Genomic DNA, 14,366 nt, shown 5'->3' with positions numbered 1-14,366 from the left:
TCATATCCTCATCATAGATTAAGTTAATGGCGATAAGCGCTTTGTAATCGCTCTTGGATTTCTGTGGCCGAAGGCAGGTTGGTGTTGCTGTGCATGTCGTCATAAAAGTCCGAAAAGTCGAGTCGTTCAAAATCTATGTCTTGAAGCTGCTCGGGAGTAAGGGCGCCGCAAATGGGGTGTTTGGCGGTTCCCAGACTGATCCCAAGTTGGCCTTTCGAGCCTTGCTCTTGGATGATGCGCGCCAACTTGCTATCAAAGACGCAGTAGGTCTTCTTTTTCCGGATACACGCGCCTAAGACTTTTTCTGCGCAATAACTGCCAAGGGCTATCGTAATGCCTTGCTCTTTGGCTTGACCGAGCGCCTTTTCTTCATCATTGCATTGGGCTATGCCAATACTCGTGCCCCAACCGCCGTCTTTGCAACAGTCGGCAAAACCAAAAGCCGCGTCTGTGCACTTCATGCCTTTGCCTGCAAATATCATTGGTGGATCGCCAAGACCGTCAGCGGCTTCTGCGAGGGCTGCTAAGGCTGAGGTGCTTTCATTAAAGCGGTTTGAAGTGGTCGCCATCGCTTCAAAACAATCGCCATCCAGACAAAAGCTCTCTTCTCCACAGATTAATTGAGTGGCACTGCAGCGCCGTTGTGGGCAGGATTTATTGACTTTCTCCTCAATGCACACACCGTTTTGCTGGAGGCTGCAATGGATCGACGTCGTGGTGCAATCGGCGGGCAGGACGTTGCACGTATTGGGTCGAGTGCATTGGTGGTCAACCCGATACTTCCAGCAATCGAGCGTGGTCGGAATGCCATTAATGGTCCGGGTGGCTCGACCTTCAATACACTGCTGGCGAGTGACATTGCACGAGTTCATCAGGCTGCATTGTGTTCGCCAGGTTATGGTGTTTTTAATGCAGTTCCCACCAGATAAGGTGAACCCGTTTGAGCAGCTTAGCGTGGCTTTTTTCGTTTGTGTGGTGGGTCGACAAATCTCGTAGCGTTTATCCCAGCGTTCGCTCGCTTGCCAATTAACGTGATAGGTCTGTTTTAACTCGCCAAGCGTGTAGCCTTGATTGGGAGAGACTTGCTTCCCACCCCATAAATACGTGGTTCGTGACGATGAGAAAATGCCATCACCTCCCGTTTGACTCACATAATGTTTATTATTGTATCGGCATTGTGGGAGGGGACGTTGGCAATCAATCCCTTGCTTTGTCCAGCCGGATGGACAGCGGTAGATCACCTCGCTGGTGCTCACGGTGGCAACGGGCACTTTTGTACAAGGCACGTTGTTGTTCGTTGGACGATGACATTGCTTTGCGATGTTATCAATGACGCATTGCGTGGCGTTGTCGCAATCGACGTATTGATTAGACTGACCATGACTGATTTCATAGGCGTTCTCAATGCCAAGGGTAGCGAATCGATACGTGTCATCATTGGGGTCAATGGTGGCACTATTATTGTCAAACCCCTCTTGTATCGCTTGAGCGTGTTCGTTGCTGCCAAACTCCAACGTGGATTGGTTTGTGATTTGTGCGTCAGTCATCCCCGCTTCATCAGGCTGTCGGATTTGGCTTTCACACCCTGGATTATTGTCGCTGCAGAAGTCGGACAGGTTAAGCGTCATCTCTGAGGGGTTGTAAGCCTCATTTTGGGCGTTTTTCGCCCATTCTACGTTGTCGTAAAACGTGTTTTCTTGAGAGTCGGCCAGGGAATCAAGGGAGAGTAAGAGAGGGGTGCTGAAAGAGAGCAAGACAAAAGGGAGTGAAAAGGGCGTATTCAAGGGGAACTCCTATTGAGCACTTGTTTGGCGATGTGGCCTACATCGCCTTGGCTTAAAATCGTTAAGGCGTTGGGAAGGGAAAGGTTGCCGTGAACCATGTCGTAATCACTTTGTGGGCAATACGCTTCATTGCACGCTTCGCCAATGGCCACAAACACGGGGACGTGGGTGATGTTAAATTGACGAAACCACTGTGGGCTGATGGCAAAACCGCCCTCAATCGCATCTCCCTCGTCGGACGCTTTTAACAAATCCATGATTCGAGAGGCGGTCGGGACCATGCCTTCTGGTAGTACCCCACGTATCACGAGAGGTACTTGATATTGCTGACTTTGTTTGAGTAGCTGTTTGAGCGCGGTATCTGGCATGGAAAGTGAGACAAACACCATCACACCTTGCGCCTTTTTGTTTGGGTTGACTTGAGGCATCCCAAGAACACTCGCCAGTGGCGAGTCTTGCAACGCGTTATCGAGGTGTTGATTCATCGACAACGCTTCTTGCTTATGTTTTTGACTCCGCTCTAGCAGGAGGGCCTGTTCACTTTGATGGGCTGGCGCTGCAATACTTTGCTCTTGCTTGGCAAGGGCTTTGAGTTCTTCTTGCGAGTAACCCGTCTCGGCCAATGCAAGAGGGCTCGCGAGCAGAATCAGTAACAGCCATGAGGCTCGTGGTTTAAATAACATTGTCTTTTTCCTTATAAAAATACGCAGTTACGTTTTCGCCAGTTCACAAAACCAAAGTTACCGCCGGTGGTTGGGTTATCTTTGCCTTGCTCCCAAAGTGACGATGTTGTGCCGTAGGGATAACAATGAGCGGCATCACCAATCGGCGCCGACAATTGATAGCGATAACGACTTTTCGGTAAGATTGGCTCTGGCCACTGATAACAGACCGCACCATCCTCGCCCCGGGTCTCCCATACAATGCCTTGCCTGTGCATTTTAAAATTAAAACGCTCTAACATTAGAGTGCCAACTTGAGGACCGGTATGAGAATAAGCGCTGTTACCGGTTAATGGGTAGACGCTGCCTTGTGAGCCTAAACACCAAAAAAGTGCATCAAAAGGCAAAACGCGCCCCGTGGTGGTCGCCATGGCTTCGGTGATACAAGAGAGCTGCGTGATGGGGTGACCGAATAGAATCGCCTCGGGGTTAAGAATGAACGACATCTCATCATCATCCCAAAAGGGATCAAGTTCGGTGAGGTAGGCCACATCGAAATTATCCGTGGCCATGCAGGCCGCCGACTGCATCAGTTGTAGCCAATAAATCACCGGATATTTGTACCAATGCACGTGATAGAAAGCATTGCCGCTGGTTTTGCTGCTTGAGTCGTGCTGCGAGCCTCCTATTTGTTGGCTATTGTCATTACTCAACTGCATCCCCATGTTGACCATGCAATAAGGGACTCGCGTCACGTCCACTAAGGAATACGGCTCCCAATACCCAATGTTTAAGCCAATTTGCATAAAAATGGGCGGGGGCTTAGGACAATAGGAAATAGGCAGACTTGGATTGGTGGTGTCAGGGTATGTCGAGCTAATGAGAGGCACACTGCCCAGTGTCATAGGAAATAGGCAGTCCCAGCAAATGTCAGACAATGGATTTAAGAAATGCCCCGTGCAAGCGGCGGATTGAGCTTGGGTTTGCCAAGGAAATAGGAACAAACTAAACAGTAATAACCCATGGGTTCTCAAGGTCTTTCTCCTTATTTTATTTCCGTCTCACTCTTGTTCATGGCTGTGGTGAACGGCGTCACATCGATCTCTGTGATTTTCCACCGCGCCCCGTCTTGTTCAATCAGAGAGGGAATGTGTGAGATTTGAAATTGACGGCTGTAGTGACCTTGTTGGTCAAAATAAATTCGGGCGTCAAACTCCTTGGCGACGTCTTCTGGACTGCCGTTGGTGAGGGTCCATTTTATCGGCTTATCTGCGCGGTATTGTTTGGCCCAAGCGCGCTGTCTTGGGTCGTCACCATCAAGAAAGACAATCACATGCGAGTAATCGAATGATTGTTTGGGAATGTCGACTGGCCAAGTGTCAGTATCAAAGGGGTTGATGATGACGCCTTTGGCATAAAGGAGGTTGCCTTGTGCATCTTTGATATCGGTGGCCAGCTTTAATGATGGATCGATGTAAAAGGTGTTGGGCGCGGTGGTGGTGGTCAACCCTTTTACGGGAGTGGGCCTTCGCACGCTATTTTCTACGCTCTCCACAAACTGTTGTTGCATCTTTGCGGTTTCTCCCGTGGCTTCTAAGTGTGTCAATCGGTTGTTGATCCATTGCAACATGTCCACTTCTGCAATAGGAAACAGTTCACCTTGACGCCCAAACTGTTGGCCAAGCGCGGTGGGGGCGATGGTCAGTAAAGTGACACTGACCACTTTTAAGAGGGCGGTGGGTGTGAGGGATGAATGACTGGGAACAATCATAAGCTCATGACTCCTTTTTAAGCGCCTCGATAACGTAATATTGGATCTCAGTGGTTCTATCTGGCGCGCCGCTGATGAGCGCGCCTGGCACGAAGATCACGAGGTGGTGCACTTGCGCGTATTCTTTCAAGAGTCGCCTGAGATCCGTATCAAAGGTCGCCAGTTGCGCGCTGTGCTCTTGATCGTCGAGGTTGGCTTCAATGAGTTGGTCTTGATATTGCGATAACGTTTGTTCGAGATCGAAGACCACGATTTGAGGCGCTGTATTGAGCTTGATGGCTATCAGGGTGAACATCATTAACGCTATAGCCAACAAGGCATAGATAAGACGTGGGTGACGGATGGATTTCATTTGGCCTCCTTGCCATAGATGAGGGTATTAAAGGTCTCAATTTCCTTTCCGTAAAAATGCTCGGCGGTTTGATTGACTGCTTGCATCAGTGATAGGCCTTGGTTCATCAAGTTTTCACAGTATTCAAACTCATGCGGCTCTGTTGAAAGGCATGCTCGGGTAAAAGGGTCGGCAAACAAGCGATGAAAGGTGGTCACATCCCCGGTTTTTAGCATGACAGAGCTGTAACCGGCGATGGAGGACTTTTCAAAGCTCTTGATGACAAACTGCTCATAGGGCGAAAAGTGTGAAGGGTTGTCTTTGATGAATTTTGTCAATCCACTGCCTTGACGCAGAGTGATATGAATATCGGAGTTATTGAACGCGGCGAGCGCTTCGGGTGTGCTGTAAAAATCCTCAATACCTTGCGTCACGGTGCAGAACGATCCCCCAAATTTTCGGGCGGTGCGGTAACCGGTGTTGATGAATTCTTGCGCCTGTGCATTAGAGCCCGCCATCAGAGACCACGCCTCTTCAATGATGCACATCTTCGGCGTTGAACGAGAGCCAGACAGGTACATCTGCTGAGTAATGCTCGACATCAGCGCAAAAATCACCGGTCGCATGATGTCCGAGGGAAATCCGTCCAGTTCAATGGTGGTAAAGTGGACATTGGGATCCAGCATGGACGGTTTATTGAAGGTGTCCCCGTAGATCCCCTCTGAGCGGTATTTATTCAGTTGCATGGCGATATCAGAAAGGCGGCTATCACCGCCCTGTTTTTCGGCCGCCGCAAACAGCGCTTCTTGAACATGGTCAACCAACGTCTCGCTTTTGTGTGCCTGCCAAGCCGTAATGATGCAATCCCCGAGAACCGATTTTTCAAAATCCCCCATTTCATGCGTGGGGCAGGCCATGGTCGCAAAGAGTCCGGTGATGGTGTGCAGCGTTTCCTTAAGAGGGTTGACCTGTTCGCCTTTCTCATCGGTATAGTCATCCCCCATAGCAATGCGTTCCAGGTGAGTAAATGGATTGAGGTAAATCTTCTCAGCCGTCATGTAGTGTCCGCCAAGCATCAAGGTGAGCTTTTTAAAGCTCTTTCCTTTGTCTAACGCCCAGATTTTGCCGTTCATGGCAAAGAGGGTTTCGGCGAGCTTTTGCACAAAGAAGGATTTTCCTGCCCCGGAGCCTCCGGTCAGGGCGATGTTGTAGTTATCTGAACCACAATTAAACGGATTAAACCAAAAGGCTTGTTGGCGCATGGTGGGCAGCATCATACCGCCACTGAAATTCTTTACGTCCATCACTAGAGGCAAGAGGTTGGCCACATTGCCGGTTTTTACGGTTTGAATGCGTCCAGCACGGTCGCAATCGGCCCAAAACCCATCGGTCATCATGAACGGTAAGGTCGTCATGAGCGCTTGGCCTTGCAGCATCGAGACGGTTTGTAAATCAATCCCGCCAGAGCGAAAGGCGTTAATGGCCGTAGTGCGGTGCAGCCGCTCGGATTTTTTGTTGGTAAATAACGTCAGCGTCAGGTGCATGTATGCCATGCTGTTGATGCCATCCGACATTTCATCTCGAATTTGCTCACGTTCGGCCTGCTCTTTCTTCGCTTGAGGGAAGAAAAATGCCATCGGGGACTTGAGCGTTTTTTCCAACTCTCCAATGCGCCCGCCATTTTTGGTCGCAAAACTGCCCGATTCTTGATGGCGAAAATTGAGTGTCATGAGGTGTGGACATTGCACATTTTTAGCCACGCTCTTTAAGGACGCAAAACAATCGGGCAAAGCGTACAGGCGGAAAGTGCGAGGCGTACTGCGTAAGCCCAAGGAAATGATCCGCGAGGTCACCGTTTGATGTTGGCGGTTACTAAAGCGAACGTCGGTGTAATGTCGGCGCGTTAAAAACTCGGTATCAGGAGAGAGGGCTTGTTTGTAGATAAACGCTTCGGGAGCATAGTCAGATTCACGAGGGGCGGTTTGTGTGGGGTCAAAATTGAGAATGCCTTCGACGTAGTTGATTAAGCCTTCGGGGGTAAGCGGCGTGAGCTCCAGTCCAATTTGGGATAAAGACGTGGTGAGCGCCTCTTTGCAATCCAACACTTGGTCAACATCGTCGGTACTGGAGACAAACAACCACGCGCTGTAATCTTTGATGTCAAAGTAATGCTTCTGACGATGAAAAAAGCCGTGGTGAGCCGCAAAGTTGGCGTAATCGGCTTCTTGTTTTGCTAATTCACCGCAAATACCCGCACGAGCGGATTTCAACGCGGCATTTTGCTCAATCAAATGACTCACGCGGTTGTGGCCCATCATGGAAAAATGGTAATCCCATTTATGGCCAGTCGGTAAATCCATGATGAGACGGTTAAACGCCTCCACCATATCGTCATTCGCCCCCGCTAAGACGCTTAATTTGAATCCAAATCCTACGCCTTTTTTGTTATGAAAGAGGCCGTCCTGCGCATCAAAAGTCCGGTAAGGCAGCTCAGAATGCAGGTGGTTATATTCACGTTTGGCTTCTTGATAAAAACCCTTTAAATATTTTGATACGCCCATGACGTTAATCCTTTTTGATAGCCTGAACAGGGCGACCTGTCCAGGTAGACTCGTCTAACACAATGTAAATATCCATTGTGTCGAGGTAAGTGGTGGTGTCATCCGAAGTAAAGGGAAAAACCACCACCTTCCTAACCGTGTCTTGGGTTCGAATCGGGTGGCCTTCACGCGTGCGTCTTGGCAGTAAGGCAAAAGGGTGGGAAGCCAGGACGTTAGCCTCGACGACTTGTTGGGTGGTTGGGTGGGTCGAGATGTTGCGAATGTCATCCATGCTGGCGCAGCCGGGTGTCCCGCCGATTTTTTGGCAGCTGAATTCATCTTGAAAGCCCGCCGAGCAGCCGGCGAGGGCGGCGCTGATAAGCAGCGCGGTGAAAAGTTTGATAGTCATAAAAGCCGACCTTAATTTAGTTGTTGGTTAACTTCTGCCGCGAGAGGGTTGAGGGTGATGGTTTCTAAAAGGGTGTCCGGTTTTGCTTGCTCTTGCTCTTTTGCTTGATAATCAACATAGCGTTTGATTACTTCCTCATCATCGAGAGGGAACCCTTTCGTAAAGACGATATTCACGATGCCCCCTGGATTGATTTCGATGAAGGGGTGATATAACTCGGCTAAGGCAATGTAGTAATCCGAAAGCTTACTCCCCACGTCTGAGGTGGCATTGCCCAATAAACTTAATCCCACATCCTTGCTGTTGAGGCTCGACGTTGAGCCCAGCGCTGAGGTTGAGGTGGTGCTGGCCAATCCCGCCCCCGTCTCACCCAGTCCGGTTAAGATGCCTGAGATGCCCGCCATTTGGACGATTTTACCGTTACGCAAAATTGAAGTACCACGGATGCCATTGCGGCCAAAGTTAAAGACGGTGCCTTGTACAGGAATGTCTAAAATGCGACCGTCCCGAATGCAACTGAGGGTGTGAGTGCGCGCCACGCCGCGATTGGAAGAGAGGTCACCGTACACGCTCCCAATAATGGTGCAGTCTTTGAGGTGGCTCTTTTCTCCATTGGGCAACACGCCTTCATGCACGGTTTGAAACACGATAGGCGCGGTATCGCTTTGACCGAACGCTCCGGCATTGGCATCCGCGCCACCGGTGATTTTGGCGGTCACAAAAGTGCCCGACGGGACGTAATTGTCGACGGTGCGTTGATACGCTGACTCTGAGGAGGCTGTCCAAAAAAAATCAAACGAGTCAAACGCTTGTCCTTGGTCATCAAACGAGGCCTTATCGGCGTTGCTGTATTGAAAGCTCTCTTTTTGCAGATCATTGGTGGCGTAAGAGGGCAAAGGTTTGGGAGGAAGTGGGCGCGATCCAAACGGCGCAGGCTCTCCCATGACGGTGAGGTGACGGGTTTCCTTTGAGGCTGGTGATGGGGTTGATGGCAAGGCGACGGCGCGCTGCACTTCTTGATGGCGGCGTATTTCATCGCGTAAGGTTTCGTTCTCTTTTTTCATTTGTGTGAGCGTATTTTCATTGCTCGTTATCAAACGTTCGACGTCTCGATTGAGGTTTTCCATCTTCTCTTTTACGTCTTCAATGTCTTGACCTTGTAAGGTCAAGGCTGAGCGGTTGTCTTTGTCGGTAAAATCATCAGTAATGATTTCCCCAAAATTGGGGGCTGACTCAACGACCTCTTGCGCAATATCAAGCGAGGAGCGAGGTTGTTTAAAGGCTTTAAATGCAAAAAAAACCGCGACCAAGAGCGCAACGGTCAATAAGCTGAGTATTTGGTTGCGTTGCTTACTTTGCTTATTGGCATTGACTCCATCCTCTAAGTCCGACTCTCTTAAAAGCCACTGTTTAAATCGTCTCATTAGTGTCCTCCTGTGATGATGTACAGATGGGTGGAATCACCTGGGGCCAAGGTATAACGATCAAGCGAGGCGCTCCGGCTGGCGTAACTGTAAAATTGCGCTTCGGTCAGTGTCACGGTGTCACTGGATTGATTTTTAACTTGATAAATAAGCCCTGAGAAAGGGCGACCGACAAACAGGGTTTGCGGAATAATGGCCAGTGGTGACGTGTCTTTAGGGAGTGTCTCTGGGTCAATCGGATGGACACGAAACCCTGGGATAGGCGTCTTGGAGCGCTGCCAATGTATCATTTGTTTGGAGAGTTGCCCCAAGGCCAAAGGGTATTCGAGATCTTTTTCAAAGACACTTTTCTCTTCAGTAGAGCGAAGCGAAATGAACTCGCTGACCACCGCAGGGACGGCTTTAGGATTAATAAAAAGCGAGAAATTTTGGCCTTTTTCTGTGGTGACGTGCGCGGTAAAAGGCAAGGCGATGTTGAGTTTGACGGTAATAGAGCCCGATTGGTCTCGTTGATTGGCTTTAGCGAGACAAAATCCTCTAGGGCAATGAAGGTTTAATATCTTGTCGTCTTTCACCACTAAACGATTGGTGTTGACTGAGGATAAGGGCAACACAATGGTGTCATTTTGCTCAAAATAGTAGGTCTTTGCGTCAATCGTATGGGCGTGGCTTATGATGGGTAACAACAAACCAACAAAAGCATAAATCAAGCGTATTTTCATAACGGTATCTCTTTAGCTATGGTGTGAAGTTCAATCAAGCCACTTGAATAATTGGCTTGGAGTAGATACGTCACGGGCTCAGGGTCGAGTGTGCGCCCCGCGATGGTTTTGTTGAGTGTGCCTCTGACCCGTATTTTCATTTCATTGAGATTGATAGACAGCGTGTCAACTTCAAAAAAACTGGTGACGTCGTTCTCGATGATAAATTCGGCTTCTCGCATTAACTTGTCTTGTAAGCCGCTCCAGTATTTAGGCGGCACGTAGGTAATGAGTAAGTTGAATTGACGTTTAACGTTAGAGGGCGTGACATTAAATTTTAGGTGTATCCACCAATCGGCCATCATAGACAGATACGCTTCATCAACCGCATCGCTTGAGATCGTAAACGCTCGGTCGATATGAGGTGGCACGAAGGTGCGCTTTTCCGCTTGGTTTTGGCTTAATAAAACAAAACTCAACCCAGCGGTTCCTAAGGCGGTGATCAACACCACCGCGGTGAGGACGTAATTGATAAAGCGAGCCGCTTTAAGCGCCTCGCCGTTATGTTCATTGAGCATCAGTAAATCCAATATTTTTTTGTGGCGGGGGGCGTGCGTTTAAAAATGGTTTTATTCGCTGTGTCATCCCCATACCAGTGGATGAAGTGAATGATGAATTTGGGGCCGTGTCGGACTTTTAAGCTGCGAATGGTGAGGAAAAATCCGATACACACGGCGACCGCGACCAACCGATTGATGTTGAACAACATCAAAAACAACAAGATAGAAGGGAGTATTTCATCGATTGGAAATCCGACTATTTTGACGTCGGTTTGTAAGTAGTTTGGAAAAGCGAAGAGGGTTTGTTTGTCTTGATGATCCATGGTGAAATAAGGCGAATAGTTTCGCGCTCTCCTTATGTGGTTTATAAGCCTACAAACCTACAAACCCTTTACCGACTTCCCAGAACACCACGCCAACGAAAAAGCCGATGATGCCACCCACCCAGTTCTTTTGCATGATGCCAACGATGATGCCGCCAATCAGGCCTGCCACCAGAATGTAGAACTCGCCAGAAGACCCCGTTCCGACCGTGTTGGTCACGGTATCTTTACCACTGGCAAAAAGGTCATCAGCGCAAGCGGGTGACGCACAGGCAAAGTAGACGGCCATGAGCGTACAAAAGTGACGCCAATACGTAAGAGGAAGGTTGAAGCGTGAGGTTTTATCTTTCATGTGGTTACCTTTAAATGTAAATAAAAGAGGCACGACATCGCACCGCCTTTATCAAAAGGGGTGTCGTGCATCTGGTGGGTTGAAAAATGGACGTTGTTAGTTCCCCATATTTTGGGGAATGCTTTGGGCCGCATGAGTGAAGGTGTTGCCGTTGAGCCCCATGGTTCTTCTCGATTACATTAAAGGCAACAAGGAAGCGTTTACATACTTCAAACCGCGATTGCGACTGACGTGTTGTTTCCAATTTTGAGGGGTCATGATCGTATTCTTGAGTTTACGATAATGTTTTTTGCGAGCATTCTTTGATGGTGGTGGCGTGAGTTGACGGACTGATTGGGTTTGTTTTTGAACCGAAACGAAATGAACACCTTTCCAATAGAAAGGAAAGGGGAGGCGGTCAGTAAAAGGCAACAAAGCAGCAAATGCCATGTATTCACGCCCGACCGAGCCCAGTTCTTTGAAGCTGACAAAATCCCCTTGTTCAACAAAGCGGTCCAATAAACTCACCGCCTCATCTTCACGACAATATCCGTATACAATTTGCATTATTTAAACTCCTTTTAAGGACATTGTTTTGCTCTTTTAAAAGAACAAAACAATGGGCTCTCTCTCAAGAGCCGTGCTACAAACTGGCTTGTGCATTCTTGTAGTAGAATACGCACACCCAAAGGGTGTGGTGTCTGGTATTCCCAAGTAACTCTGTTGAACCACTCAACCAGCATGCTTAATTGAGTAGAAAAACAGCCTTGGACGTCGCCCCAGATAAGGCTCCTGAACTTTTTAGGCATATTACGCAGGCCTGCGCCCATCGGCGGCGCTTTTTGCAATAGTGAAGGCAGCCACTCTTACGGTGATGCGGGTGTTGGTATGCAGATGGAATAAAAAGCCGACGAATGTGTTTTTCGACTTTGAGTTCAAAGACTGCGATATCAACGTAGTCAGTATTAATCAACATTAATGGGGAAGACAATGTTTGAAAACATCGGAAACGCACAATGGACTTGGGGTTCGATAGCTCGTGAAAGAACGGGGCCAAAAGGGTTTTCTGAAGAACATGCTCTGATGTATAAGGCGGAAACGGTCTGCTATCCTGGTTGGGCTCCAATAGGCTAAACCAGGAGTACTAGCAACAACATCTTTTCGTTGTGGATTAAGGTAAGCTTTATGACGTTTTTGTGAGCGTCTCACTAATCCGCTCGTGAGTATAACCATGAGCTAAAGCCCAGCGATGGAGATCTTCAATCGGCATAGGTTTGGCGTAATAGTAACCTTGATGTTGAAAGACGCCTCTGAATAAAAGCCCTTTAGCTTCGAGTTTATTTTCAACTCCTTCCGCTACTAGATTGAGATCTAATTGTTTAGTCATCTTAATATACCCATCGAGAACAGCGGACTTTCCTTCATCAATGGACCGTGTAAACATTTTGTCTATCTGGAACCGCGTGTTTTCTCTGGAATTTTTTGTCTCAATCCTGTCTACGTTCATGGGTAAGGCAAGCCGATTGTAAGAGTCGTACTCTATACAATATGCAACGTTATTAAACGTTTGACACCGATCTCCCACATCGTTAATCTGTAACGGCACTGGCAAAATCCAGTGCCGGGCGTAGGAACCCGTTTTGTTTTTCTCAAGGCGCATGGACGTCAGCTTTTTGCTGGTTTTTTTCATGTGCGGCTTCGGCACATCTAAACATGGTGGCTTTGCTTATCTATTAAGCAAAATGCATCTGAATTATGGTGGGCTGGGCAGGGCAGCTTCGGCTGGCCGTGTCCTTGAGAGCGGTATTCCTACCCCTGTTCAGTTCACCACCCGAAGCGTAGGAACTCCGAGTGGTGATTTAGCAGGCTAAATCTCAAGGAGGCCATCATGCCAAATCTAACAATCCTTTCTAAAGACATCCGCACACTTGATAATTTGTATTCGTTAAATGACCTGCATAAAGCGAGTGGTGGACACAATCGACATCGTCCAAGTATTTTTATCAAGAATCAGCAAACTCAAGAACTGGTTAATGAAATTGAGCAAAGCAGTAATTTCTGCTTTGCTGTAAACACCAAACGTGGCGGTAGTAATGCGGGGACTTGGGTATGCAAAGAACTTGTTTATTCTTATGCAATGTGGGTTAGCCCTAAGTTTCATCTAAATGTCATTCGTGCGTTCGACAGTATGCCCACAGCTGCAGCTCTTCCAGCTCCAACCGTTCCGCAAGACCTCTCCTTAAACGACTTAATTTTTGAGTTGGCGAAGGCGAAAAACGTAACAAGCCAAAATGTTCATGTGTACTACAATGCCGTATTCAACACCAATACTTGGTTCCAAGAGCATGGATTCGAACATGCGTTGGCAAAAAGAATATTAAAACAAGACTTGGCAAATGAGTTGCGCAGTCAAACCCCTGAACTACAATTCCTTAAGCAACAAGCTAGAGAGAATGGTTTAGCATTAGTGGATGAAAGTGAATATCAAAGCTTCCAAGGCCGAATGCAAATGCAGCAAAAGCAAATCGAGAAGTTGGTAGATGATGTAATGGCGTTAAGTCGAAATCATAGTGCGCTAACAAGACATGTTCTGTGATAAGTATTACTAATATTTAGTAACTCAATGGAAGAGTGATGATCTACTTGAAATCTACTATGATTAGATTTGATGAAATTTGTCATGCTTCCTTTCAATCTCCTGAGAAGCTACAAGAACATTTAGAACTGATAGCTAAGGTAAAGGTGTATATCAGTTGGTAGACCAGAAAGGCAACTTTGAACGTAAGGCAGACCAAAGCGACAAGCTTTCGTGTCATAAGGACTATCTCCATATACCTCGATGATGCTTGGAGTGTTTGTATTAACTGCGACATGCAGTTTTGTCTGCACTCTACGTTGGCCATCCGTACTATGCTCTAACCTAAATATAAGTCGATGACCCACCCAGTGGTATTGAGAAGATTCTCTTCACCATAAGGGTTTTCGTGAAGACTAAATCAGTGAATATACCTGCACTATCACACTTACTTTGTTTAAGTCGGATCCATCCACTTCTAGTTTCTTCATTAATTTAAAAGGTCAGAGAGTTCGTTTAATAGCCGCTTGATTGTGTTGCTTCAAGTTGATTTTTATAATGAGGCTAAGGTATATGATTAAGACGTATGACGAGTGTAGTTGATTAGATCGTAGGTTCGAGACTTAGCGTCATTGAACTATGCTACAAAGCTTTACGTAGAGCAAAATAAACTGAAATAATTTCAAAATTATTTTCAAAGATGGCTCTATTGAAGTTTCAATATAAACAAAGGCTTAGTTCTTAATTGTTCGTTATGTGAACATGACAGTTGACGATGCGATGATCAGATCCATCAAATGGGATTACATTAAAAACACTTTTCTAACTAATATTCACTTCGAAGCAGCGAGACGCTGTATTAATTTGAATAATCCAACAAATATCATTATTAAGTTATTCGTTAGATTATTTACTCCTTATATTTAGTAACAAGAGTAAATTTGTCATGGACATT

15 protein-coding genes are annotated in these 14,366 nt (G+C 47.3%); 1 reads left to right on the top strand and 14 read right to left on the bottom strand.

Features of this window, described 5'->3' with window-relative positions; genetic code table 11:
* Window positions 1-23 precede the first annotated feature (23 nt).
* The 14 genes from traN to AB6D93_RS21300 all read right to left on the bottom strand — a co-directional run bounded on the left by traN (window position 24) and on the right by AB6D93_RS21300 (window position 12,526).
* Window positions 24-1,784, bottom strand: a complete 1,761-nt coding sequence (traN, locus tag AB6D93_RS21365) for a type-F conjugative transfer system mating-pair stabilization protein TraN (RefSeq protein WP_102333069.1) — start codon at window positions 1,782-1,784, stop codon at window positions 24-26.
* Window positions 1,781-2,467 (bottom strand): type-F conjugative transfer system pilin assembly protein TrbC, encoded by a 687-nt coding sequence (trbC, locus tag AB6D93_RS21360; protein WP_102333070.1) that lies wholly within the window; start codon window positions 2,465-2,467, stop codon window positions 1,781-1,783. The genes traN and trbC overlap by 4 nt, the downstream gene beginning before the upstream one ends.
* An 11-nt stretch (window positions 2,468-2,478) precedes the next feature.
* On the bottom strand, window positions 2,479-3,459 hold the full coding sequence (gene traU / locus AB6D93_RS21355; RefSeq protein WP_102333083.1) for a conjugal transfer pilus assembly protein TraU: 981 nt from the start codon (window positions 3,457-3,459) through the stop codon (window positions 2,479-2,481).
* A 32-nt stretch (window positions 3,460-3,491) separates the two neighbouring features.
* A complete protein-coding gene (gene traW / locus AB6D93_RS21350) occupies window positions 3,492-4,217 on the bottom strand; it encodes a type-F conjugative transfer system protein TraW (RefSeq protein WP_102333071.1) in 726 nt (241 codons plus the stop codon).
* A 4-nt stretch (window positions 4,218-4,221) separates the two neighbouring features.
* Entirely contained in the window at window positions 4,222-4,569 is a 348-nt protein-coding gene (locus AB6D93_RS21345; protein ID WP_102333072.1) for a TrbI F-type domain-containing protein, read from the bottom strand.
* Entirely contained in the window at window positions 4,566-7,109 is a 2,544-nt protein-coding gene (gene traC, locus AB6D93_RS21340) for a type IV secretion system protein TraC (protein WP_102333073.1), read from the bottom strand. The genes AB6D93_RS21345 and traC overlap by 4 nt, the downstream gene beginning before the upstream one ends.
* Before the next feature lie 4 nt (window positions 7,110-7,113).
* The gene (gene traV, locus AB6D93_RS21335) at window positions 7,114-7,497 is read right to left on the bottom strand and encodes a type IV conjugative transfer system lipoprotein TraV (protein WP_102333074.1); all 384 of its coding nucleotides are present in this window, start codon (window positions 7,495-7,497) and stop codon (window positions 7,114-7,116) included.
* 11 nt (window positions 7,498-7,508) lie between these two features.
* A complete protein-coding gene (locus tag AB6D93_RS21330; protein WP_102333075.1) occupies window positions 7,509-8,921 on the bottom strand; it encodes a TrbI/VirB10 family protein in 1,413 nt (470 codons plus the stop codon).
* Window positions 8,921-9,643 carry a type-F conjugative transfer system secretin TraK gene (gene traK / locus AB6D93_RS21325; RefSeq protein WP_102333076.1) on the bottom strand — a complete coding sequence of 241 codons (723 nt, stop codon included), beginning with the start codon at window positions 9,641-9,643 and terminating at the stop codon, window positions 8,921-8,923. The genes AB6D93_RS21330 and traK overlap by 1 nt, the downstream gene beginning before the upstream one ends.
* Entirely contained in the window at window positions 9,640-10,200 is a 561-nt protein-coding gene (gene traE, locus AB6D93_RS21320) for a type IV conjugative transfer system protein TraE (protein ID WP_102333077.1), read from the bottom strand. The genes traK and traE overlap by 4 nt, the downstream gene beginning before the upstream one ends.
* A complete protein-coding gene (gene traL, locus AB6D93_RS21315; RefSeq protein WP_016800278.1) occupies window positions 10,200-10,505 on the bottom strand; it encodes a type IV conjugative transfer system protein TraL in 306 nt (101 codons plus the stop codon). Before traL ends, traE begins: the two co-directional genes overlap by 1 nt.
* A gap of 49 nt (window positions 10,506-10,554) precedes the next feature.
* Window positions 10,555-10,857 carry a type IV conjugative transfer system pilin TraA gene (locus AB6D93_RS21310; protein WP_102333078.1) on the bottom strand — a complete coding sequence of 101 codons (303 nt, stop codon included), beginning with the start codon at window positions 10,855-10,857 and terminating at the stop codon, window positions 10,555-10,557.
* 174 nt (window positions 10,858-11,031) lie between these two features.
* The gene (locus AB6D93_RS21305) at window positions 11,032-11,403 is read right to left on the bottom strand and encodes a hypothetical protein (protein WP_102333079.1); all 372 of its coding nucleotides are present in this window, start codon (window positions 11,401-11,403) and stop codon (window positions 11,032-11,034) included.
* Between the two features lie 616 nt (window positions 11,404-12,019).
* Entirely contained in the window at window positions 12,020-12,526 is a 507-nt protein-coding gene (locus AB6D93_RS21300; RefSeq protein ID WP_235612492.1) for an EAL domain-containing protein, read from the bottom strand.
* A gap of 198 nt (window positions 12,527-12,724) precedes the next feature.
* On the opposite strand from AB6D93_RS21300, the gene AB6D93_RS21295 reads away from it, so the two are divergent.
* Window positions 12,725-13,432 carry a KilA-N domain-containing protein gene (locus AB6D93_RS21295; protein WP_102333082.1) on the top strand — a complete coding sequence of 236 codons (708 nt, stop codon included), beginning with the start codon at window positions 12,725-12,727 and terminating at the stop codon, window positions 13,430-13,432.
* Window positions 13,433-14,366: the final 934 nt, after the last annotated feature.

This window comes from Vibrio sp. 10N.247.310.23 (assembly GCF_041467155.1).
GTDB lineage: Bacteria > Pseudomonadota > Gammaproteobacteria > Enterobacterales > Vibrionaceae > Vibrio > Vibrio crassostreae_C.
This window is presented reverse-complemented; position numbering and strand designations above follow the sequence as displayed.